The organism is Skermanella rosea (assembly GCF_016806835.2).
GTDB classification, from domain to species: domain Bacteria; phylum Pseudomonadota; class Alphaproteobacteria; order Azospirillales; family Azospirillaceae; genus Skermanella; species Skermanella rosea.
Window position 1 is genome coordinate 975,001 of the sequence record NZ_CP086111.1, and the last position, 22,810, is coordinate 997,810.

Sequence of the window (22,810 nt, forward strand, 5' to 3'; positions counted from 1 at the left end):
TCGGAAGTTCAAGTCTTCCCAGGCCCACCATCCTCCCCTCGGGGGCGTAGCTCAGTTGGGAGAGCGCGTGCTTTGCAAGCATGAGGTCGTCGGTTCGATCCCGTCCGCCTCCACCAGGGAGGAAGGGCAGGGCGAATGATGACAGATCATGACGCAGACCGGGAACCAGGATATCCGCGGGAGAGAAAACAGGTATCCGCCGAGGCGGGTATGGGATCTTTGACATGTGAAGAGAATTCGTGACCGAGGATGACCCGACAGGGCCGTCGCCCCAGCGATGGGGAGGCAGTCGGTTGGGTCATGATGATGCATCTTTGCCGGATGCGTGCGGGCTTTCTCCTGCGCGTGACGCATCCGTATGTCGAGATCAAGCGTCTGAAGGGCATCTGGTGGATGCCTTGGCACTGAGAGGCGATGAAGGACGCAGCACGTTGCGATAAGCCACGGGGAGCCGCGAGCAGGCTTTGATCCGTGGATTTCCGAATGGGGCAACCCACCGCTTCGGCGGTATCTTTCTCTGAATACATAGGAGGAAGAGGCGAACCCGGGGAACTGAAACATCTAAGTACCCGGAGGAAAGGACATCAACCGAGACTCCGCAAGTAGTGGCGAGCGAACGCGGACCAGGCCAGTGGTCGCAGAGGGACAACCGGAACCGTCTGGAAAGTCGGGCCGGAGCGGGTGACAGCCCCGTACGGGTAATGACCTCCGCGATCCTCGAGTAGGGCGGGACACGTGAAATCCTGCCTGAACATGGGGGGACCACCCTCCAAGCCTAAGTACTCCTCAGTGACCGATAGTGCACCAGTACCGTGAGGGAAAGGTGAAAAGCACCCCGACGAGGGGAGTGAAACAGACCTGAAACCGGATGCCTACAAGCAGTCGGAGCGGCCCTGTGCCGTGACGGCGTACCTTTTGTATAATGGGTCAGCGACTTAGAGTATGCAGCGAGCTTAAGCCGGTAGGTGGAGGCGCAGCGAAAGCGAGTCTGAACAGGGCGTTTCAGTTGCATGCTCTAGACCCGAAACCTGATGATCTAGCCATGGGCAGGTTGAAGGTGCGGTAACACGCACTGGAGGACCGAACTCACGCCTGTTGAAAAAGTCGGAGATGACCTGTGGCTAGGGGTGAAAGGCCAATCAAATCAGGAAATAGCTGGTTCTCCGCGAAAGCTATTTAGGTAGCGCGTCGGATGATTGCCCACGGGGGTAGAGCACTGGATGGGCTAGGGGGCCTCACCGCTTACCAAACCTAACCAAACTCCGAATACCGTGGAGCACAGTCCGGCAGACAGACGGTCGGTGCTAAGGTCGATCGTCAAGAGGGAAACAGCCCAGACCGCCAGCTAAGGTCCCCAAGTGGTGGCTAAGTGGGAAAGGATGTGGGAAGGCCATGACAACCAGGAGGTTGGCTTAGAAGCAGCCATCCTTTAAAGAAAGCGTAATAGCTCACTGGTCTAGACAAGCCGGCCTGCGCCGAAAATGTACCGGGGCTCAAGCCACCCACCGAAGCTGCGGATGTCGATCATCTCACGATGACGACGTGGTAGCGGAGCGTTGCCTAGGCCGATGAAGGGCACCCGTGAGGTTGCCTGGAGGTATGGCAAGTGAGAATGCTGACATGAGTAGCGACAAAGAGTGTGAGAAACACTCTCGCCGGAAGTCCAAGGGTTCCTGCGCACGGTTAATCCGCGCAGGGTGAGCCGGCCCCTAAGGCGAGGCCGAAAGGCGTAGTCGATGGGAACCTGGTTAATATTCCAGGGCCTGGCAGAGGTGACGAATCCCGAAGTGCGTGCGGCCTTATCGGATTGGCCGTGCGCTGGAGGGGTTCCTGGAAACAGCCCTGCCATACAGACCGTACCCGAAACCGACACAGGTGGACAGGTAGAGCATACCCAGGCGCTTGAGAGAATGGTGTTGAAGGAACTCGGCAAATTACCCTCGTAACTTCGGGAGAAGAGGGCCCCGTTCCTGCGCAAGCAGGGGCGGGGGGCACAGACCAGGGGGTGGCGACTGTTTACTAAAAACACAGGGCTCTGCGAAGTCTGGCATGACGACGTATAGGGTCTGACGCCTGCCCGGTGCCGGAAGGTTAAAGGGAGGGGTGCAAGCTCCGAACTGAAGCCCCGGTAAACGGCGGCCGTAACTATAACGGTCCTAAGGTAGCGAAATTCCTTGTCGGGTAAGTTCCGACCTGCACGAATGGCGTAACGACTTCCCCGCTGTCTCCAACACCAACTCAGCGAAATTGAATTCTCCGTGAAGATGCGGAGTACCCGCGGTCAGACGGAAAGACCCCGTGCACCTTTACTCCAGCTTTGCAGTGGTGCCAGGGTTCCCATGTGTAGGATAGGTGGGAGGCTATGAAACGCAGGCGCCAGCTTGCGCGGAGCCATCCTTGAAATACCACCCTTGGGATCTCTGGCATCTAACCGCGCTCCCTGAACCGGGAGCCGGGACCCTGCATGGCGGGGAGTTTGACTGGGGCGGTCGCCTCCCAAAGAGTAACGGAGGCGCGCGAAGGTTGGCTCAGAGCGGTCGGAAATCGCTCGACGAGTGCAATGGCATAAGCCAGCCTGACTGCGAGACCGACAAGTCGAGCAGAGACGAAAGTCGGCCATAGTGATCCGGTGGTCCCGCGTGGAAGGGCCATCGCTCAACGGATAAAAGGTACGCCGGGGATAACAGGCTGATCTCCCCCAAGAGTCCACATCGACGGGGAGGTTTGGCACCTCGATGTCGGCTCATCACATCCTGGGGCTGGAGCAGGTCCCAAGGGTTCGGCTGTTCGCCGATTAAAGTGGTACGTGAGCTGGGTTTAGAACGTCGTGAGACAGTTCGGTCCCTATCTGCCGTGGGTGTCGGAGTGCTGAGAGGCGCTGTCCCTAGTACGAGAGGACCGGGATGGACGCACCTCTGGTGTACCGGTTGTGGCGCCAGCCGCATCGCCGGGTAGCTAAGTGCGGACGGGATAACCGCTGAAAGCATCTAAGCGGGAAACCCCCCTCAAAACAAGCACTCCCCTTAGAGCCGGGATAGACCATCCCGTCGATAGGAGGCGTGTGGAAGCGCGGCAACGCGTGAAGCTAAGCCTTACTAATCGCTCGATCGGCTTGATCCCGACATCGCGCGTCATGCGCAGCAGAAAGCCCGCACGACAGGCATCCGTCGAAGACGCATCGCATCCTCATCACCTCGAAGCACCCGGGCGCTTGGTCGACCTGGTGGTCATAGCGAGGGGCCCGCACCCGATCCCATCCCGAACTCGGCCGTGAAAACCCTCCGCGCCAATGGTACTGCGTCTCAAGACGTGGGAGAGTAGGTCGCCGCCAGGTCCACCAATCGCCCGCGCGCTTCAAGGCAAACCAACCGTCACGAATTCTCCCGCATGTCCGTCGCCCTGACGCGGGGTGGAGCAGCCCGGTAGCTCGTCAGGCTCATAACCTGAAGGTCGCAGGTTCAAATCCTGCCCCCGCAACCATCTTAACCTGCTGAACAAGATCGGCCGTCCGGACATCCGGGCGGCCTTTTTCTTTGCCGCCCGGCAGGACAAGGCGGTTGCGCTTCCCCGCAACCATCTTGTCCTGCAACGGGCCGCTCTCACTGAGCGGCCTGTTCGCGTTTGTGGCGAGGCTCAGGATTCCCGCGAGATCGCCATGGAGATCGATGTCGAGCTTTCCCTCCCCGTTCGGGGTGAGGACGATCCGGTCGATGAGCGAGCGCAGGATGTCGGCTGCTTCCGCGCGGTTCTCTTCGGCGCTCAGCACATGCGCAAGGCTGGCAACTTGGCTGCGGTAGTGCTCTGCCATGCCCGGATGCAGCAGGGCAGGCTCTTCCTTCGTGCCCGCGAGTAGTGCTTCCAGCTCCTCGCGCCGTGCGCTGATGCGGGCGAGGCCGTCCTTGACCTCCGCCGCCGGAACGCCGTCCTTGATCGCCTCAATGATGTTCTCGCGCTGCCTGGTAAGGCGCGCGAGCTCGGCCTTGGCCGCGTTCAGTGTCGCATTCTTCTCGCTGCGCAGACGGTTCAGATGCCGCGTGTACTCCTCGCAAAATTCGGCGAGGAGGCTCGGGTCCATGAGCTGCGTTTGCAGGGCGGAGATGACGAGCCCTTCGAGCTCGTCCTGCCTGACGGTGAGACGGTTCTCGCATGTACCCTTGTTGCGGGCAGCCGAGCAGCCGTAATGGCGCGCCGAGACCTTGCTGCATCCGCTGCCGCAGCAGCCGCACTTCAGGAGGTATGAGAGCAGCATGCGCGGGCGCTGCCGTTCATGAAACTCCGGCAGCTTGCGCATGGCACCCTGCCGCACCTTCACCGCATCCCAGAGCTCCTGATCGACGATCCGCAGCTCCGGTACGTCCTTCACGATCCATTCGGAGGGGTCGTTCAGCCGTGAGACGCGGTTACCGGTGTCAGGGTTCTTGATGTAGGCGAGCCGGTTCCAGACGAGCTTGCCGACATAGAGCTCGTTGTTGAGGATGCCGGTGCCGCGCCTCCAGTTGCCGTTGATGGTCGATGGCCCCCAGCCCTTGCCGGACGGACCGGCGATGCTCCGGGCGTTGAGGTCATGGGCAATCGCGAGCGGCGACTTGCCGGAGGCATACTCGTTGAAAATCTGCCGGACGGTGGCGGCTTCGGCTTCGTTGATCCGGCGCTCGCCACGCTCGGGATCGCCGGAGGCGGCGAACGCTTTCACCACGTCATAGCCGTAGGAGTTGCCGCCGCCGGACCTCCCCGCCTCGACGCGGCCCCGCAGGCCGCGCTTCGTCTTGTCGGCGAGGTCCTTTAGGTAGAGCGCGCCCATCGTGCCCTTGAGGCCGATGTGAAGCTCGCTCACCGGGCCTTCGGAGAGCGTGAGCATGGCGACGCCCGCAAAGCGAAGCCGCTTGTAGACGCCTGCAATATCCTCCTGATCGCGCGACAGGCGGTCGAGGGACTCCGCGATCACGACATCGAACCTGCCTGCTTGCGCGTCCTGCATCAGGCCCTGAATGCCGGGCCGCATCAGGCTTGCGCCGGAAATCGCATGATCGGTGTAGTGCTGCGTGACCTTCCAGCCTTCGCGGGCGGCGCGCTCTTCGCACAGCCGCACCTGATCCTCGATGGAGGCTTCCCGCTGGCGGTCCGATGAGTACCGCGCGTAGATCGCAACCCTAGTCATGGCGCATCCTCGAAGCTTGAATCCCTAGGATATGCACCGTTTAGACTCGGGCTCAACGGCTTTTCGGGGGTTCGTTTGGCAAGATCGCGGGCGAGCAGCCTTGCGAGCGCGGCGAAGCCTGGATGAGGCTTCTCTTTCGCCTGCGCTTTTTCGCGCGCTGCTCTGGTTTTGCTGGCTCGCATGGCCTGCCGCGTAAGCTGAATTCCTGATCGTCTTCAGAATGCGCCTCGCGGCTGCTTTTCTCTTGAGCACGGGCTGGTCACCGGCTTTGCATGCAACGATCCCGTGGCTTTCACCACGGGATCGAGGAGGCGGTTGACCTTACAGGCCGGGGCCGCGCAGACGGCGCTGGGCCATCGCAAGGCTCAGCGTCTCAAGGCTTGAGAGCGCATCGCGCCTTGCCTGCGAGCCAGCTTCGCTTTGCACCAGCTCCTGCTGGGCGGCGTGGAACAGCGCTTGCAGTTCAGGAAGGCTGCGGCCTTGCAGGCTGCCGGGAGTGATGATCCTCGTCATCGTGTCCTCCTTGGTTCTTCAGGCCCTGCCCATCAGGGCCTTTCGCGCTGCCAGACACACAAAATCGCGACAGAAAGGCCCGCCATGGGCGGCAAGGGCCGTGAGGACCGAAAGGAGGAGAGTAAGAGGAGAAGATGACCGGCGCTGCCAGGGTGCAGGCACGGATGCTGCGGGGCGTCTTTAACGTCACCCGAGGGCTGTGGATGCGTGGAAAGCGGCTCAGACCAAGGCGTTCAGCAGACTTACTTGCATTTGCAAATTTGCAGCCAGCCGGACGCAGATGTTATCATATAATTATATTATGGTAATTATTGCGAAGGAGAGAAATGGCTGGAAGCAAAGGGCCATTTGAGCCGACTGGCTTTACGATACTGTACAAAGAGCTTGGGACGATCAGCGTTGACGAGTTGGCGCACGCTCTTTGGGAAGACATCCAGGTGCTGAAGGACATCTACAACGTCCGTTATGTGAGAGCGCCGCGCCTCAAGATATTCGTGACCGACGAGCACGGCGACCAGATCAAGGTCCGCCGCCCCGGAGGCGGCTATGTCCATTACATGTACACGAACCACTTCAGGCCCGCCTGCAAGGACTACGACTTATAAGGGTCGCGGCGGACCGGAAAGGACGGAAGAGGATTGAAACTGCCTTGCTACATCGATCTGGATCAGGCTCGTCAGGTGCTCGCCGAAATGGGGCTTGAGCTCAACGAGCGGCAGATGAAGCGGGCGGCGGACAAGGACGCAACCGGCCAAAGGAAACTTCCCTTCTTCGTTGACCCCATCGATGGCAGGCTCAAGATCGAGAAGGGGACGCTGGTACGCATTTATCAGGAATTGCAGGCGCAAGCGGAAAATAGATCGAAGAACCGAGAACGGTAATATTGTTCTTGTATTTACAGAGTCCATGTTTAATCATGTTTAGCAATGTCAGATATAAGAAAAAGAACAGGCAGAAAAGGTACGACTTACCAAGTACGTTACCCGAGTAAAGCTTCTAAGACGGGCTATGCCTACAAGACCTTCACCACGCTGAAAGAAGCGCGGGCGTTCAGGGAAGATGCTGGCGCAAGATTGGCCAGCACGGCACTCAGCACAGAGATAAGGACAGTCGGTCAAGGCGTTCAAAAATGGCTCGACGTATGCGAACGGGAAGGCCGGAACGGCCGGGAGCCGGTGACGAAATACACGCTCGCCAATTACGAATACCGCGCCGGTATCATCAATGATTACGCCTGGGACAAGGAGCTCCATGAGCTGACCAAGCCGGACATCATCCAGTTTCGCTCATGGTTGCTGGAGCAGCACAGCAGGGACGTGGCGAACAAGGTTCTCACCTCCTTTCATTCGATGGTAAAGGAGCTCGTCGGTCGCGGCGCGCTCGCCTACGACATGGCGGACGGGGTCACGGTCGCGGCGACATCGCGCTATGACGAGCCGGTCGTCATCCCGAGCGAGCGCGAGATTCAGGAGCTGCTTGCCGCCGCAGATCGTCTCGCGAATGCGAGGAACCGCAAGACCCAAAAGACGTGGGAACGATACCGACCCATGCTTTACCTCGCCGTGGATTCCGGCATGCGGCCGCAGGAATATCTGGTGCTCGCGAAGGCGAGCATCAAGGAGACAGGGGTTGAGGTTGACCGGGCACTCGAAGGCGGCGGAACCGAGATCACAGTCACCAAGACGCGGGCCGGGCGCCGGTTTATCGACCTGAGCACGGACACGCTCGGTATGATCCGCCACTATGCCGACAACAAGTCCATCAAGAACGAGTACGATCTCGTGTTTCCGACGAACACCGGCAAATGGCAGAGCGTTCGCAACTGGCGCAACCGGGGATTTGCCAGCGTGTGTGAGGAAGCCGGCTTGATGGTGAAGGTAAAGGAGGATGGCGAGACGGTCGAACGTCCGAAGTACAAGCCTTACGATCTTCGCCATTTCTACGCTTCGATGCTGATCGACCAGCGGGTGAACCTGAAGCGGATACAGACCCTCATGGGGCACCGAAATATCCAGACGACCTTGAACGTCTATGGGCACCTGATCGAACGTGTTGAGGCCGCCCAGCAAAGTCCCGTCAGCGTGCTCGGCTGCATGCGGCAAAACTCATGTGGCAAGTCTGTGGCGAATGCCAGCTAACACGCTGGTTTATTGTTCTTTTTTTCTGCTCGACACGCAAGGGGTCACAAGTTCAATCCTTGTACCGCCCACCACTTTCAAATCAATGACTTAGCTTAAAGTTACGGAAAGAAACGGCACTTCGGGGTACGTTTTCGCCACAAACCACTGCCCCTCGTAAACCCGCAGAAATCTGCCATCGTCCGGCTTGGCCCGTTTCGGCGTGTGGCAAACTTGTGGCGAATCCCTCTCAGCGAAGCCGCTATTCGAAAAGCGTTTCAGGCACGCGCCGCGCTCGTGGCGCGGCGCGAAGACGTCTTACGCGAGCCACACAGTGGAAGTGTCTGGCTGGTATACCCGACGCCTAAGAAGGGGATTCCTACCGAACCACCTTTTCTATGAAGCCTAGAGTCGTTGCGTTCTCGATCAGCGTGCGCACTTTCGACCGATCCAGTCCTTTCGGAACCTCAGCATCGATCTCCAGCTTTAGCGTGACTTCGCTTCCCGGCACCGTCGTCAACTGCTCAATGATGGCCTCTACGATCTGGTGAATCTCCCGCGCTGGCCGGTCCGGTGAGATCATCACCGTCCCGATAAAGCGGGTGGGTAACTTCTCCTCGGCAGGCGCGCTTGCGCCGCCGTCCGGAGGGGTAGAGCCATTGCCACCAGACCCAGAGGCTCCAGCTCCGTCGAAGCCGCCATTCGGGGCGGCAGGCGTCTCACCTTTGGGCGCCGGGCGGTTCGCTTCAGCGACGGCCGGCTTGATAATAACGCTGTCGCTGTCGATGACGACCGGAGCATTTCCGCCCCTCTCGATCACCAGACCCAAATAAGACTGAGAAGCCTCGTCCCAACGCTCTGCATATGCAAATGGACCAGGGATCATGCCTGAAATCGCTGCCTGGACCGCTTTCACGAGTACGGCCTGATTCTTTAGGCGCGGCAGGTACGTATAGCGGTTGAGGTACTCCCACATGTCCTTGAGCGAGAGGTGCGCCTTGCCGTTCCAGATATACTTTTGCAGGTCGCGGTCGAGCCGGGTTGGCCCAAGTTCGATCAGCAGGCCTTCGTCGCTCACCAGCTTTTTGCTGGCCCGCGAAAGCAGGCCGTCCTGGGCAGGTATCTTGCCGGACGTCCACTCGACATCCGCCTGCGCGCTCTCCTGAACCGGGTACAGGAGATAGCACCAGGCTTCCTTGAGACGGGTTTTGACTGTCTCATTGGCTTCGGAGAGCTTGGCCTCTGCAAGCGCACTATCGCTGTGGGTGAGGTTGAGCCGCTTGGTGTCGCGGATGATCTCGCCCCATGCCAGCGCGGAGCGCACGGCGTCCTTCAGATTGTCCAGTTGACGGGACTCCGCAGCGATGAACACCAGCATGTTGCGGTAGACGCGAGGCGTGCTCCCGCGCTGCAGGAGTATGTCCTTCGCCTCCGTCATGGCCTCGGAACCGTCTCGCCCCGTATGCGGGTGCGCAACGCCAAGGACGATAGCGCGAACGCCGCCCGCTTCGTCCGGCACGTCGGCCGAGCTGCCCGGCGCGACTTGCACAGCGTCGAAATGGCCGCGGTCGCCGATGCTGTTGATGTACTTATTAAGCTCCTTGTCGATGTTCATCAGGACGAGGGCTTCTTCAAGCTGGCCCGCCCGGTCCGCCGCGATCCGGTTGAGGCTGGCCGACATCGAGTACCAGTAGCGGCCAAGGTCCGCGTGCATGAACTTGGCTTGGTTGGTCAGGCGGCGCAACGCATCACCAAAGATCGACGGCCGCTCACCCGGCTGGACGACGCCCAAATTGATCTGCTTGTCGTCTAGTCCCTTGTTCTGTTGTTGATGCGTGGGAGCCGTCCCCATGAACACCGCGCGAGCAACACGGCGTGTGGCGGAGTAACGGTTGAGGTTGGGGGCTGACTGATCTATCTTATATGGGGTCGCAGTCGCGCCATCTACGTCCGCAGCGATGATAGATTGCCAGCTCACATCGAGGTAGTGCAGCAATTCCGGCTCCACGCGCGCGGAACTGATGGCAACGCTCCCCGGCATGATCATCACCGAAGGATCATTGCTCATCCAGAGCTCATGGATGACCTGCGCCATCAGACGCAGAACGCCGCGCGTTCTCTGGAATTTTTCAAGTGAACCCCAGCTCGTATAGAGCTGATCGAAGAGCTCGGGATGGATCGGGTAGGCTTTCTTGAGCTTGCGGCGGTAATCCTCGTCAGCGCAGCCCTGCGGGAAGTCGTTGGTGTTTTCGCGGTATAGCTTGGCGAACTGCTTGAGTGTATTGTCCCGGTGGTGAAACTTGTCGCCCGGTATCTGCTTGAAGAGCCGCCGACGAACGATCTCATAGCTCTCTTCCTGCGAGGCAGGTCGCCACGACGATTCCACTCGGGAGAAGGTCTGCTTCAGGCGCGCGAGCGCTTCCTGACCGCCTTCACCGCCAACTTCGATCTGAGACGCCGGTAGCGACGCGACGAGCAGGGTTCCGGGGCTCGCCTTAACAGCTTCGGTAAGAGACTGTACGAACGAGAGGTTTGAATCGAAGGAGCCAGACGGTAGGCCCTCGACCTTGTAGATTTGGCGCAGGTAGGCGACCCACTCGTCGATCAGGATTAGGCAGGGCGCGTACCGCTTGAAGATTTCTTCGAGAAGGTTTGAACCTGGGGCGATCCCGGTTGCGTCGTTCTCAGCAACCATGTCGAAGCCTTCGGCCCCGCCGAGCTGCCAGGCAAGTTCGCCCCAAGTCGTGCGGATTTTTCGGCCATCGGCGTTCAGAACATCCTGCGGACCGCGTGAAGTCCCGACGAGGACCGCGCGGTTCACCTTCTTCGGCACCGTGAGTCCGTGTTCGTCGAGAAGACGATCAAGACCCGGCAGGTCCTGGGCCGGTGTGCCGCTTGCCATGTGGTAAAGGGCGAGCATCGAGTGCGTCTTGCCGCCGCCGAAATTGGTCTGCAACTCGACGACCGGATCGCCGCCTGCCTTCGAGAGCCGTTTGGCTGCGCCGATGAGCAGCGTGCTGAGGCCGTCGGTCAGGTAGGTGCGGCTGAAGAACTCTTGCGGATCGCGGTACTCCGACGGGGCGCTGCCGGTATGCACTTTGCCGAGGTCAGCGGCGAACTCCGCCTGCATGAATTCGCCCGTCGCCACATCCTGGTGTGGTTCGACGATCTCACGCCACGGCAATAGACCGGCAACAGTCTCGACCGAAATGTCGAGCCGTTGGGTCTTCCGGCGCTCTTCGTTCCGCTGAAGCTCCGTGAACTTGGTGCGCAGGATCGTGTCGCGCATCTTGCTGATCTGCTCGGCGGTCTCCCCGGCGCTGATAGCCTCCATCAGGCGGCGCATAGTGTCGAGCGCGCGTTCGGCGTCGTCGTAGGTGAAGTTCTCATTGTGGGAGAGTCTGTTCCGCACCTCGAGCAGCTCGGATACGTAGGAGCGCTCCGGATGGCCGAGCACCATGGCGAAGGCGTCTTTCCAGAACGCCATCATGGTTTTGAGCAAAGCCTGCTGGTCCCAAGCTACCTCCCCTTTAGAGTTGGCTTTGAGGCCGCTCACGCGGTTCACGACCTCGAGCTGCCAGTGCCCGGAGACGGAGCTCTCAAGGCGCTTCTCGACAAAGGGGGTCAGCGCTTCGGGAAGAAGCTCCATGCCTTCGAAAACGTACTGTCTCGTGCTTTTAGCCACTGCTCAACCCCCTCAGAAATTCATTGCGACTTGGCGGTCGCCGCTGACGTCGTGTATCGCTGCTGCTTGACGAGTCAGCTCTGTCCAAACCGCAATGAGAGAATTGTAAGACGTCGCCTCTTTGGCGTCTTTTCTCTTATTTGAGCTGATGTCATATAGGCAGTAGGCAAGATCTTTTATCGCGTCGCCCATCTCTGGCCCGACTTGTTTTAGCAACATCGCCGCTGCATGCTCTCCATCGCATTCAAGACGTCGAATCACATGCTGACAGCATTCCCACACAGTTAAGTGAGGGTCACTCAGCGGACTCCAATCTGAATAGAGCTCCTCGCGCTGAAGAATTCGAACCTTTCCGGCCGCACTCTCAACAATCTCGGCATGTTTAACACTCTCAACTGAAATCCCTCGGGCCTGGGCGATGCTATTGGCGTTCCCATACTCACCCGAATTCATTCCATTCTGTTCAAACCACGTAATTGTGAAGCGCGTCTCTGGGTCGAATTCACCTTGGAAACCACCAATGAAATCGTCCAATTCATGATTTATTAATTGAAGAGCGGACTTCACTGTCATCGGCTTATCGTCGCTCTCTATTACAGCTTCATATCTACTGAATATACCCATTCCAGGCCCGATGGATGATTGGGGCATATCGGCAGGAGTTATGCTAGCTGCTTGAAGATGACTGAGAGCAGGCCGAAGCTCACGCTTCAAGGTTCTGATGAACTCCGCTCTAGTGATAACTCCTGCATTCTTAATCCTCGGCCTGCACACCAAGAGCACAGAACTTGCAAGCGCGTTCGTTCCGATTCCGACCGATCTTGTTGCCCGCTCGGTACGTACTGGCCAGGTTGCTACGACGGACAGCCCGGAATTTAGCACGCCTTCGAGAAAACTAACCCACCCCGGAGATGACACGCCTTCGTCGCTTATCTCCTTCTGCTTGAAGGCATAGTAAATTGTGATGGGCGAAGACGGAGATGCAACTGAGCAGAGGTTTTGCATGGCCTTCTGCATCTTCTGCATGAACCAGCTCTCTGCTTCTGACCGCGTGGGATGACGGAAAGGGGATGCGATCGCTTCTTCAGTCTTTGGCACTGCCAACGTGGTGGATATGCTGGGTTCAATTGTCTGTAGATTATCGCGCGCCCACAGATAGAATAAGTCCGACAGATCAGCGTATCCGATATTGTCGTAGTATGGCGGGTCAGTGCTGATAACCGCATTTGAGACCCGCTCTTGAGAGTCAGCCGCATCGTGCTGGAACACTGTGCCTAACGGGCCATCCGGAAGATTCTCAACCGACGTGGCGACCGACTGAGAAATGGATACAAAACTCATGAGGTTTGCAAATGGGTTTACCTCGCAATAATCCCAGCTCATTGGGATAGCATGTTTTGTGAAGAGATGAGTAACATTCATGTTGTTGTTATTCCAACATGAAATCGTATTGTTATAATCTGCCATCTTCGAAATTGACATCTGAAGATACTTGCATACGGTCGAGGCGTAATGCTCCGCTTTATCGGATATACCGAATTTCTTTTGAAAATCGTCAGCTATCAGTTTCCAAACTTCTAGAATAAGTTCCGAGAAGGTCTGTAGGCAAACCTGTTGGCGAGGCGAAAAGATATCTCGGAAATCATGCATCCCATACTGTTGGACCCGGAAGCCAAGAGCCTTTTCGGGGAGAGGTATAGACGGTACTTTCGACAACTGGTCCGGGGGGATTTTGACGGGAGCAAAATCGTCAACGGCGAACGCTGTCCGTCCGGAAGGTAGGTCGCAGACGATTGCAGCTAGTTGGGCTCCCATGCGCCCGGCATCAGCCATTCTACGTATGTAATCGAGAGGAAGCGCCGCTCCAGAGATTAGGCATTCACCTCCTGATTTTGACACGCTGGGCGCACGAAGAGAATGAAAGCGATCTGCAGGTTCTTTCTTAACTACGAAGGCAATTCCGTTCGGAGTTTTTTGAGGTTCCAACCATATCTGCTTTCCTTTTTTTGAGCTGATACTGAAAGATCGGATTAGAGGCGTGTTCAGCCCTGAAAACGCCGGATCAGGACATGGGACCGTTCGGGCCCAAATGTAAGCGCTCGGAGTGTACTTAGATGACTGCACGGCGATAGCGGGGTACAGGTGTCCTATTCTCTCCTGAGCCATCGCCTGCATCCGGCCTGCATAGAACACAATATCCGAGGCGACGCCTTGTAGACCCTGGGAACCTCTGGTTGACGAGAAGCTCTCGTTCGCCCCAGGTAGGCCGAAACAAAACTCGGGCACCTCGATCTGTCCCGCGGTAATAAGCAGAGCTATCGGGTTCAGGTCCGAAGCGTGGGATCTCAGTCCGATTCGTTTCGCCTCTAGTGGAATTGCGCCTCCCCCACAGAACGGATCATAGAAGTTTAACTCGTCGAGTTTGCTGCCCATACATCTCGCAGCAATAGATTTTAGTTCTTCAAGAGCACCGCGGTCTACGTCGGCGCCCCATCCGCATCCACGAGCAATCAAGTCAAATAGCCGTTCCCGCTCTGCCTCTTGAGATTCCTCAGTGGGAAACTGCTCCGGACTAGAGGATGGATCATCTATCATTTGAGCAAATAGCACTGCCCGTGCAGTTGTATTCGGCCTCCGTGCCCACCATTGGTGCAGTGATCGGGGATGTCCTTTTAAGAATGGATTGTTTTTTTCTTTTTCAGCATGCGCATTGATAGCCTCAAGCGGAATGGCGACCTCGATCAGTTTCTTCTTATAGGGCTGGGTCATTTGGGGTTCTCCGCCCGTTCGAGCAGGCTCTTGAGGTTGACTTGAATCGCGGTGATGTGGAATTCCGGTTCTTGCGAGAACGGGCGGCGGACATAGCGGGGCTCGCGCGCGTAGCCGTTTTCTACCCGCACGATGGCGAGGATGAACTTCTCCGGCTCGTGCAGGGAGGTGATGACCTCCTGGCGGGTGACCATGATGGTGTCTGCGCCATCAATCCGGCCCTTCACTTCGATGAAGCGCAGGTGCTGTGAGGACGGGCTGTAGGACGCGATGTCGTAACCGATCTTCTGCGCGGACACGTCCGTCGGCACGTTGCCGAGTTCCTTCTCTGCGGCCATTACCGCCTCCATTGCGGCGAGTTCGATCTCGCGGCGGGCGACCGGGTCTTCCGAGAAGCCGGATGGAGCGCCGTTCGTGGCATGCTTCGCCTGGCGTGCCTCTAGTAGCCCTCGCGGTATCACCACCATGCCGCCGCGTACGCGAGGCGGCTGCGAACTGATGAACTTTTCTTCCTCGAGCTGGGCCTGACGGGTTTTGAGGCGCTCGGCCAGGTCTTCGGCACGGCGCTGTGCGTTCTGCCAGTTCAGGCGCGTCTTCTTGCCTGCCTTTTCTTCTTCCTTGAGCTCGAAGGCCCGGCTGTCCCAGAAATTGATCTCTTTCTTAAGGCGGGCCTTAACCTCGCGCTCGACCTTTTCAATCTCGGGCAGGCGGCGGGCTTTCACCTCTGCGACATGGCCCTGCGCGAGATCGACCGTGGCGAACCGGACCGCCGTCCGTTCCAGATCGGAGCGCAGCCAGTCCTCATCGAGGAGATCCTGAACGAGCGAGACTTCATCGGCTTCGGCGGGCCGCAGGTTAAGGTGCGGAGCGATGCCGGCGTTCGTGGTGCGCCCGCTCTTGTCGATGGCGGCGAATTGAAGCTTCTGCGAGATGATGTGCGGGTTGCCAGTGCTCGTGCGGCGACCGTCCTGGACGCTGTGCTCCAGCAGGAAGATAGCCGAGAGCTCCTGTCCTGCGTCGGTGTCATCGATGAGGATGGCTCCCTGTTTCATGAGCTGCTCGTAATCCTCGCGGACAATGCCGATCACGGCTTCGAGCAGAGGGTGGCCGGGGCAGACGAAGGTCGCCACCGGCTGCTGATTGATGCAGCTCTTCTCGAAGCAGATACGCTCGTACTTCTTCTGAATCGGCGCGCCGGTGCCGCTCTGCCGGTCGCGCTCACGAATGCGCACGGGAACGTGCGTGATCTCCCACCGGCCTTCCTCGCGCTTCTTGAGCCTGCCGCCGAGTTGCTGGAAGGCCTCTACGAAGAAGCTCTGAATGTGGTGAGGCTGGAGGCGCTGCGCTTCGGCGCGCTCCATCTCGAGCCGGAGCTCGTGGACCTTCGCTTCCGGCATCGTGTCGTTCGCCAGGGAGCGGCGCTTCAAAAGCTCAAGCAGGTGATTCTGATCCACCGCGCCATCGACCTGCTTGAAGAGCCGTGCCTTTACGTCCTCCTGCTCGCCGTACTGGATGGCTTCGAAGAGGAGGTCCTTGAGCGCGACCCCGTCGAACAACTCGCCGAGCACGTCATACACGCGGCCGCCCAGCGCTTCGCGCGCGGCTTCAAGCTTTTCGAGCAGGCGGGCATAGACTTCGCCCTCGCGCGTGTCGGCGGCGACGATGTTCCAGAGGTGGCAGACTTCGGTCTGGCCGATCCGGTGGATACGGCCAAAGCGCTGCTCGATCTTGTTGGGGTTCCAGGGCAGGTCGTAGTTGACCATCAGATGCCCGCGCTGGAGGTTGACGCCTTCGCCCGCCGCATCGTTGGCGATAAGCACAAGCATGTCGCGGTCCTGCATGAACCGCTCGATCACCTTGCGCCGTTCCTCGCGGGTAACGCCGCCATGGATGACGTCGACCGCTTCCGGGTTGCCGAGCCGGGACCGGACTTTGTCGAGCAGGTAGTGCAACGTGTCCTTTGGCTCAGTGAAGATGATGAGCTTGCGGCGGTTGCCGTCCTTGTCGATCATCAGATCGTCATCGAGAATTTTGTTGAGCTGCGACCACTTGGTGTCTTCGCCCGAACGCAGGACTTCCAGCGCCATGTGCTCAAGACCCTTTAGCGTCTCGACCTCGATGGCGAGCTGCTCGACCGTCTCGGCGGTGGTCGCGCCGGTTGAGATCAGGTCCTCGAGCTCGTCGATCTCTTCCTGTCCATATTCTTCGAGGTTCCGAAGCACCTCGCTGCTCACAGCAGGCTGGCCCAGATCGGCCTTGTAGCCCTTGGCCGCGAGGCGCGCTTCGGCGAGTTCGTTTTCGAGGCGCTCGCGCCGCCGCTTGAGCGACTGGTAGATGGCGGCGGGCGAAGAGGCGAGACGCCGCTGCAGGATTTGCAGCGCGAAGCCGACATTGTTGCGCTTCTTGCCGTCACCCTCGGCGAAGCGCTGCACGCGGTTCATCTCGGTGCGTACGTAATCCGTGACGGCCGTATAGAGCGCTGCCTCCTTCGGAGAGAGCGCGTATTTGACGGTGTAGGCACGGCGCTCGGGGAAGAGCGGGCGGCCGTCGAAGCGCAGGAGCTCCTCCTTGGTGAGGCGCCGCATCATGTCGGCCGTATCGGCGTAGTGGACGCCGTCGCGGAACCGGCCTTCGAACCGGTCGCCGTCGAGGAGCGCCATAAAGAGCTGGAAGTCCTCCTCCTTGCCGTTGTGCGGCGTTGCCGACATCAGAAGGAGGTGGCGGCAAATCTGCCCGAGCCGCTGCCCGACCTGGTAGCGCTTCGTGTATTTGACGTCGCCGCCGAAATAGGTCGCCGACATGCGGTGCGCTTCGTCGCAGATGATGAGATCCCACTCCTGCGACTTCAGGAGCTTCTCCTGTAGCTCCTCATTGCGGGCGAGAACATCGAGCCGGACGATCAGGCGGTTGCGGTCATTGAACGGGTTGCCCGAGCGGGACGTCTCGATCATGTCCCGCGTCAGGATATCGAACTCGAGGCTGAACTTTTCGCCGAGCTCGTCCTGCCACTGCTCGACGAGGCTGCCAGGGGCAACCACGAGGCAGCGCTCGAGATCGCTGCGCGCGATCAGCTCCTTCATCAGCAGCCCCGCCATGATGGTCTTTCCCGCGCCCGGATCATCGGCGAGCAGGAAGCGCAGGGGCTGGCGCGGCAGCATCTCGCCATACACAGCCGAAATCTGATGCGGCAGCGGATCGACGAGGCTGGTGTGGATCGCGAGATAAGGATCGAAATAATGGGCGAGCTTGATGCGGTTGGCTTCGGTCACGAGACGCAACAGCGCGCCGTCGGCATCGAAGGACCAGGGCCTGCCTCTGGCATCGAGTTCGAGCCGGTGCTCGTCGTCGCGATAAAGCGTGCTCTCGGAGACGGAGCCGTTCTGGTCGCGGAATACGACATTGAGGGCCTGGTCGCCGATCCAGTCCACCGACACGATCTGAACAGTCTGGTTCGGCGCGATACCGCGCACCACCGCTCCGTCGCGTATGTTCTCGAGTGTAACCATTACTCGCCCCCAGCCAGCGCTGAAATATCGCGGCTTGCTTCCTGCGACATGTTTGATTGCTCAAGAGCAGTTAACACTTCTGCTTTGTTTAGAGCAACTATATGTTGTCGTCGTGGATCTTCTTTTTCGGGATCAGAAAGTAATCCGAGACGCTTTAAAACGTAAAACAACATAGCGTATCGGATTAATACAGAGCCCTTGCCGTCTTTGAAGCCGTAATCTTTAGCGACGACACGTTTCTGCCCGTCAGTAAGTCCAGGATGGGGCGCAATTTCCAGCTTAAAGTATTCGTTCCAGAGTTTGTCCTGAGAGCCGGGGGCGCCGGGTTCTCCGGGATTCCTAGCATCGAGAGCGCGGGGCAGCAGGAAGTCTTTGAACTTGTCCTCGAGGTGACAGTAAGCCCGTGCGTGCCACCGCAGACCGTCATAGCCGAAAGCGTGCGGCGTGATCCGCCGCCAGACGGGCTCGGGCCGCGCGCGGTTCATCGACTGGTAGAGCACTTCTATCGAACGCTGATCCCGGACGGCGTTCAGAATTGCCCGGAGCACGCCGATGTCGATCTCTCGCTTCGGCGTCAGGGCGATATCGGCTCCAGGCGGCTGCGCAATCCACGATTCGGCGGCGCTCGTCAGTCCTTCTGCGAGCGAGCGCAGGCGCGACAGATACACGTCCGGGTCCGGCTTCAGGAAGCGAGGAGAAAACTGCTCGGCCGCAACATAGCGCTTCGCGCTCTTGTCATAGACGACGTTTCCGGGCGCGTGCTCCTGATAGAGGGACAGGTCCTTCGACGCCTGCGGCACCGAGACCCCGAACATGTCGATGATGTCGGCGCGGTTGACGCCGCCTTCCCAGAAAAGGCGGAACTCGATGAATTCGAGCCGCTGTTCGACCCCCCATCGTATGTCCTGCGTCCCATGCTCCATGCTGCCATCTTCCAAAGGGTATAGAAACTATATTGACATCGAAAGACGATGCATATAGTTTCTTACCTGACTGCGCTGGTGCGGTCAACAGAATCCTGGAGGCGAGCATGGGAAAGAACGACCGCTTTGTAACCAAGCACCCGGAAGGTTGGGCGGTACGCGCGCCCGGCGCGGATCGCGCGAGCAGCGTCCACCAGACGCAGCGTGAGGCCGAGCAGCGGGCCAAGGAGACTGTGCGCAACCTTGGCGGCGGCGAGGTCCGGGTTCAGGGCCGCGATGGCAAGTGGCGCGATTCGGATACTGTTGCTTCGGGCAACGATCCTAATCCTCCGCGCGACAACAAGCATTGAACCAGAGGAGACTGGCGGTGAAGGCGTTCATTTCATATTCCCACAAGGACAGTTGGGCGCTTGATCGCCTGCATACTCATCTCGCCGTTCTGCGCCGTGAAGGGCAGATCGAGACCTGGTTCGACCGCGATATCCTTGCGGGCAGTGAGCTGGATCACGAAATCTCGGAGCAGCTCGAGGTATGCGACCTGTTCCTTCTTCTGGTCAGCCCTGATTTTCTCGCATCTGCCTATTGCTACGAGCGCGAGATGGCCCGCGCTCTCGAGCGGCATGAAGCGTCCGAGGCGCGCGTGGTTCCGATCATCGTAGAGCCTTGCGACTGGCGCGCCTCACCCCTTCACAAGCTCAAGGCGCTGCCGCACGACGCCAAGCCAGTTGTGGAGTGGACGAATCAGAACACCGCTTTTCTGAACATCGTCACCGAGCTTCGGCGCTTAGTGCCTCAGAACGAGCCGGGGCAGGCGCCGCCCGCGCAGCCTGTGCGCGTCCGCACTGATGCGCCCCGCTATCGGGTGAAGAGGGACTTCGACGAGATAGACCGCAGCGACTTCCGGACAGGAGCTTTCGAGGCCATTCGGAGCTATTTCGACAGCGCGACCAACGAGATCAATCAGGTCGATGGGCTCCGCGCGCGCTTTGCGTCCCTTGGTCCGAACAGTTTTGGCTGTACCCTGGTCAACAGGGGCATGGATCGCGGGACGGCTCATATCACAGTCCATTCGCGTGCCGGCAATATCGGCCTGGGCGACATCTTTTATTCCTTTTCCGAGAATGCGCCGCCGAACACGGCGAATGGCAGCTTCAACATCGAAGCCGACGACTATGACCTGTTCCTGAAATCAGGGGCGTTCGGTTTCGGCGGCTCCGACGAGAGGGTTTCTCCGGAGCAAGCCGCTGAGCGGCTCTGGACCGAGTTCCTCGATCAGGCGGGGGTCTCTCATGGCTGACAGTGTTCGCTTTCGGTGCCTAAACTGCGGACACCGTTTTGAAGCCCAGGTACTCACAGAGGCCGAGCAGCGCGAAGCGCAACGCTTGAACCGGCCCACGTCCGCCGTCCAGTGCCCGCAGTGCAGCCGAACCGATATCCGGCGCGGCTGGGAATAGATAAGGCGGGGCTGGTAGATGATCGACATCGAAAAAGCAGGCGAAATTCTTGAACGCGCAAAGCAGGCTGCCGTCGAGTATTATGCACTAACCGGCAAGCCTCTTGGTATTACCGGCGAGATGGGTGAGTACCTGGCTGCCAAGATCCTGGGGCTCCAGCTCGCTGAGGCGCGCGCGCCCGGATACGACGCCATCGACGACGATGGGCGCAGAATACAGATCAAAGCCAGGTGTCAACCGACGTCAGGATGGAGCCCCCTGGCGACATGAGGAAAGGGCCCCCGGTTCAGTCCAGTGTCATTGCTGCTTACAATCCATGGTGGAACATTTCTCCTGTTGGGTGGGCCCGGTCAAGCCCGAAGCCGCCGGAGGCGGAGGCCCGCAGGGCCTGGCTTGAGGGGGCCCACCCAACAGGAGATCATCGTTCAGGGATGGGAGCAGGCGCTGGCCTGCTACTCACCCCCGGAGATATCTGCCAGGTTATACCGAAGCCTGTGCATCGGTGACGACCTGACTTGGCTTGATCAGGCCCGAGCGTCGTTTTTCGCGCAGGCGATAACTGTCGCCGCGGATCGTGATCACGTGGCTGTGGTGAAGCAAACGGTCGAGGATCGCGGTGGCGACCAGACTATCGTTGAAGATGCTGCCCCATTCGCTCACGCTCCGGTTGCTGGTGATCAGAATGCTGCCCCGTTCGTACCGGCGGCTGACCAGCATGAAGAACAAGTGCCCGGCATGGGTCTCCAGGGGCAGATAGCCAAGTTCATCGACGATCAGCAGCTTGGGCTTGGCGAAGTGGGTCAACCGCTCCTCCAGTCGCCCGTCCACCTGCGCCTTGCTCAGAACCGTTACCAGGGAGGACGCCGAGATGAACAAGACCGAGTAACCGCGCCGGATCGCTTCACGGCCGAGCCCCACGGCCAGGTGCGTCTTGCCAACCCCCGGCGGCCCCTGAACCAGAAGCGCATCGCCGTTGGCGATCCAGCGGCAGGTTGCCAGGTCGCGGATCTGCCGCGGGTCGAGCGACGGCTGGGCGTCGAACTCGAAGTCATCCAGGGTGCGCAGATACGGGAACTTGGCAAGGCTCTGGGCCATGTGGACGCGACGTTCATCCTTGCGGGCAATCTCGGCCTCGCACAGAAAGACGACCGTCTCCCGAAGGCTCATCTGTCGCCGCGCCGCTTCATCGAGCAGCGCGTCGAGCTGGTCGCGGATCGCCGTCAGCTTCAGACGCGTCAGCATCTGGGTCAGTTCATCGGTTTCGGCGCTCACCATCCACCTCCGATCACCGCTTCGTATTCCGTCAGCGGCCGGAGAAGCTCTGGTTCTGGCACCGCCGGTTCCACACGGCTCGGCGGCACCGGATGGTGAGTTCCCACACGACTTCCGACGATGCCGGCGAGGTGGCCGGGATCAAGGACACGCTGGCGTCGTCCGTTCGCCTGCTCATGACGCGCGACTTCAACTCCGGCCTGGAACACCCGTACCATTCCGGCGCTCATCTCCACCGTCACGCTCGTGCCGATCAGCCGCCAGGGCACGCTGTATTGGTTGGTGTCGATCTCGACCGTCGCCTCGGCGTGGACCTTGCGGCGCAGTTCCCGAACCTGATGATAGGGAGGACGCCCCTCCAGCGGCTGCAGGCTGGCCGCCTCGATCCGCGTGAACCGGTCGATCGGCCGCTCGCCGGTCGTGCCATGGATGCGCACGTCGGCGATGTCGCGCATCCAGGCGACCAGATGAGCTTCCAGCGCCTCCCAGCTGGCAAACCGCCGTCCCGCCAGCGCGTTCTTCTTGACGTAGCCGACCCCGTTCTCGTCCTTGCCTTTGGTCCGCGCCCGGTACGGCGCACAGGCTTGCGGCTTGAACTTCCAGTAACGGGCAAACGCATGGAAGCGCTCGTTGAACGTCACTTCCCGGGTCTCCCGGTCGTGGCGGGTCACCAGCGCCCTGGCATTGTCCATCAGAACCTCGCGCGGCACGCCCGCGAAGTGCGCAAAGGCCCTTTCCAGCCCGGTCATCCAGGTCGTCTGCCGCTCATGACGGAACACCGCGACGAAGTTGCGCCGCGAGTAACCCAGCGTCGCCACGAACAGATGCACGCGGACGACCTCCTCACCGATCACAACCCCGGTGGCGCCGAAGTCGATCTGCAATTGCCGGCCCGGCGGCGTCTCGAACCGGACCGTCGCCCTGGCCTCGGCGGCCAGTTCCCGACGCAGTCCGACCACCGCGCGCTCCACGGTACGCAACGACACCGTGATGCCGTGCTCCGTCGCCAGTTCCTGGCGAACCACGTCGGCATTGCCGCGATGGCGCCGGAACCGCTCGGCCAGCCAAACCTCAAGCCCGTCCAGGGCCCGCGACCGCTGTGGTTGCCGGTACGCCTGCCAGGCACCCTGCCGCAGATAACGCTTCACCGTCTTGCGGTCACATCCAAGCTCCCGTGCGATCCGCTTCGTCCCCCAGCCCAGTTGCTGGAGCCGCATCATCACCGTCACCTGTTCCGGCGCCAGCATCGTGTCCCCCCGAACAAATCCTTCAGAGGAACGAAAAGTTGTCTCCGTGCCGTCCATCCTTCACCCCCGCTACGTCGTTAGGGGGCCCTTTCCTCGTGTCGTCCAGGGAGGACTTTCTCACGTCGCCTGACACCAGGTGCCTACCCACGGGCTGCAGGATGGTCGG

General features: G+C 59.8%; 15 protein-coding genes, 3 tRNA genes, 2 rRNA genes and 2 pseudogenes (1 of these 22 cut by a window edge). 13 read left to right on the top strand and 9 right to left on the bottom strand.

What is annotated here, in order from left to right; all coding sequences use genetic code 11:
• From JL101_RS04530 to JL101_RS36740, 6 genes are all read left to right on the top strand, one after another.
• A tRNA-Ile gene (locus tag JL101_RS04530) sits at positions 1-30 on the top strand; it begins 47 nt to the left of the window's first position.
• A 10-nt stretch (positions 31-40) separates the two neighbouring features.
• Positions 41-116 (top strand) — tRNA-Ala (locus JL101_RS04535).
• Positions 117-365: 249 nt separating this feature from the next.
• Positions 366-3,120: ribosomal RNA gene (locus tag JL101_RS04540) — 23S ribosomal RNA — on the top strand.
• 99 nt (positions 3,121-3,219) lie between these two features.
• Positions 3,220-3,334: ribosomal RNA gene (rrf, locus tag JL101_RS04545) — 5S ribosomal RNA — on the top strand.
• A 69-nt stretch (positions 3,335-3,403) separates the two neighbouring features.
• Positions 3,404-3,480: transfer RNA gene (locus tag JL101_RS04550), tRNA-Met, on the top strand.
• Between the two features lie 175 nt (positions 3,481-3,655).
• Complete coding sequence (locus tag JL101_RS36740; protein ID WP_323374709.1) at positions 3,656-3,853, top strand: hypothetical protein; 198 nt, start codon at positions 3,656-3,658, stop codon at positions 3,851-3,853.
• A gap of 294 nt (positions 3,854-4,147) precedes the next feature.
• Here the strand turns inward: JL101_RS36740 and JL101_RS36745 are convergent.
• Positions 4,148-4,645: pseudogene (locus JL101_RS36745) on the bottom strand (recombinase family protein); the annotation flags it as partial.
• Between JL101_RS36745 and JL101_RS36750 the strand changes: the two are divergent.
• Positions 4,565-4,786: a hypothetical protein gene (locus JL101_RS36750; RefSeq protein WP_323374710.1), complete on the top strand. Its 222-nt coding sequence runs from the start codon at positions 4,565-4,567 to the stop codon at positions 4,784-4,786. The pseudogene JL101_RS36745 and the gene JL101_RS36750 sit on opposite strands and share 81 nt — an antisense overlap.
• Here JL101_RS36750 and JL101_RS36755 read toward each other — a convergent pair.
• Positions 4,787-5,158: pseudogene (locus JL101_RS36755) on the bottom strand (recombinase family protein); the annotation flags it as partial.
• A gap of 321 nt (positions 5,159-5,479) precedes the next feature.
• A complete protein-coding gene (locus JL101_RS04560; protein WP_203099452.1) occupies positions 5,480-5,671 on the bottom strand; it encodes a hypothetical protein in 192 nt (63 codons plus the stop codon).
• Positions 5,672-5,997: 326 nt separating this feature from the next.
• Between JL101_RS04560 and JL101_RS04565 the strand changes: the two genes are divergently transcribed.
• From JL101_RS04565 to JL101_RS04575, 3 genes are all read left to right on the top strand, one after another.
• Complete coding sequence (locus tag JL101_RS04565; RefSeq protein ID WP_203099453.1) at positions 5,998-6,276, top strand: hypothetical protein; 279 nt, start codon at positions 5,998-6,000, stop codon at positions 6,274-6,276.
• Between the two features lie 33 nt (positions 6,277-6,309).
• The gene (locus JL101_RS04570) at positions 6,310-6,552 is read left to right on the top strand and encodes a hypothetical protein (protein ID WP_203099454.1); all 243 of its coding nucleotides are present in this window, start codon (positions 6,310-6,312) and stop codon (positions 6,550-6,552) included.
• A 192-nt stretch (positions 6,553-6,744) separates the two neighbouring features.
• On the top strand, positions 6,745-7,809 hold the full coding sequence (locus JL101_RS04575) for a tyrosine-type recombinase/integrase (RefSeq protein WP_203099455.1): 1,065 nt from the start codon (positions 6,745-6,747) through the stop codon (positions 7,807-7,809).
• Between the two features lie 358 nt (positions 7,810-8,167).
• Here JL101_RS04575 and JL101_RS04580 read toward each other — a convergent pair whose 3' ends face one another.
• The 4 genes from JL101_RS04580 to JL101_RS04595 are packed head-to-tail and all read right to left on the bottom strand — an operon-like array spanning position 8,168 to position 18,671.
• On the bottom strand, positions 8,168-11,437 hold the full coding sequence (locus tag JL101_RS04580) for a DUF499 domain-containing protein (RefSeq protein ID WP_211111227.1): 3,270 nt from the start codon (positions 11,435-11,437) through the stop codon (positions 8,168-8,170).
• A gap of 48 nt (positions 11,438-11,485) precedes the next feature.
• A complete protein-coding gene (locus JL101_RS04585; RefSeq protein WP_203099457.1) occupies positions 11,486-14,242 on the bottom strand; it encodes a DUF1156 domain-containing protein in 2,757 nt (918 codons plus the stop codon).
• Positions 14,239-17,748, bottom strand: coding sequence for a helicase-related protein (locus JL101_RS04590; RefSeq protein WP_203099458.1), 3,510 nt, complete (start codon positions 17,746-17,748; stop codon positions 14,239-14,241). Before JL101_RS04590 ends, JL101_RS04585 begins: the two co-directional genes overlap by 4 nt.
• Entirely contained in the window at positions 17,748-18,671 is a 924-nt protein-coding gene (locus JL101_RS04595) for a WYL domain-containing protein (RefSeq protein ID WP_203099459.1), read from the bottom strand. Before JL101_RS04595 ends, JL101_RS04590 begins: the two co-directional genes overlap by 1 nt.
• A 107-nt stretch (positions 18,672-18,778) precedes the next feature.
• On the opposite strand from JL101_RS04595, the gene JL101_RS04600 reads away from it, so the two are divergent.
• From JL101_RS04600 to JL101_RS04610, 3 genes are all read left to right on the top strand, one after another.
• Entirely contained in the window at positions 18,779-19,021 is a 243-nt protein-coding gene (locus JL101_RS04600) for a DUF2188 domain-containing protein (protein ID WP_203099460.1), read from the top strand.
• 17 nt (positions 19,022-19,038) lie between these two features.
• Complete coding sequence (locus JL101_RS04605; RefSeq protein WP_203099461.1) at positions 19,039-19,968, top strand: toll/interleukin-1 receptor domain-containing protein; 930 nt, start codon at positions 19,039-19,041, stop codon at positions 19,966-19,968.
• 175 nt (positions 19,969-20,143) lie between these two features.
• Positions 20,144-20,395 (top strand): DUF6998 domain-containing protein, encoded by a 252-nt coding sequence (locus JL101_RS04610; RefSeq protein WP_203099462.1) that lies wholly within the window; start codon positions 20,144-20,146, stop codon positions 20,393-20,395.
• Positions 20,396-20,605: 210 nt separating this feature from the next.
• On the opposite strand, the gene istB is transcribed toward JL101_RS04610, so the two are convergent.
• Entirely contained in the window at positions 20,606-21,400 is a 795-nt protein-coding gene (gene istB, locus JL101_RS04615) for an IS21-like element helper ATPase IstB (RefSeq protein ID WP_203099463.1), read from the bottom strand.
• Positions 21,394-22,701, bottom strand: coding sequence for an IS21 family transposase (gene istA / locus JL101_RS04620; RefSeq protein ID WP_203099464.1), 1,308 nt, complete (start codon positions 22,699-22,701; stop codon positions 21,394-21,396). The genes istB and istA overlap by 7 nt, the downstream gene beginning before the upstream one ends.
• Between the last annotated feature and the right edge of the window lie 109 nt (positions 22,702-22,810).